We start from the raw sequence: 441 nt of genomic DNA, 5'->3' as shown, positions 1-441 counted from the left end.
GCACCTGATGCCACTGCTTCAGTGGGGCGCATGGACGCCAGACACTACGGACTATGAGGCTCAGACCCCGAAGACGATCTTGAACGTCATTCCTCGTGGCGACGGTTACGGGCCGTTCCCCAGCGTGTCGAGCTATACGCGGCCATTGCCAGCGACCTGTCGTGGCGCCTTCTATGCTCTGAAGTCGGACGGATCAGTCCTGACATTTTCTGCTACCGCAACGAAGTTGTATCTGCTGAACAACACAGACTTCACATGGACCGATGTCTCCAAGGGAGGGGGCGTTTATACCCCACCTACTTTTGGATCGCAGACTGCGAATTGGCAATTCGCCCAGTTCGGTAATCTTGTGTTCGCGACACAGGCCAACACGGTTTTGCAGGTCTATGACCTGACATCCTCAAGTGCCTTTGCCGATTGTGCAGGCTCTCCGCCTCAGGC

1 pseudogene is annotated in these 441 nt (G+C 56.2%); it reads left to right on the top strand.

From position 1 onward, the window contains the following. Window positions 1–79: 79 nt before the first annotated feature. Window positions 80–441: pseudogene (locus CQ12_RS47055) on the top strand (hypothetical protein); the annotation flags it as partial.

Origin of the sequence: Bradyrhizobium jicamae (assembly GCF_001440395.1) — a bacterium.
In the GTDB taxonomy this organism is placed as follows: Bacteria; Pseudomonadota; Alphaproteobacteria; order Rhizobiales; family Xanthobacteraceae; genus Bradyrhizobium; species Bradyrhizobium jicamae.
Note: the sequence above shows the minus strand (reverse complement) of the source record. Positions and strands in the feature narration are given on the sequence as shown.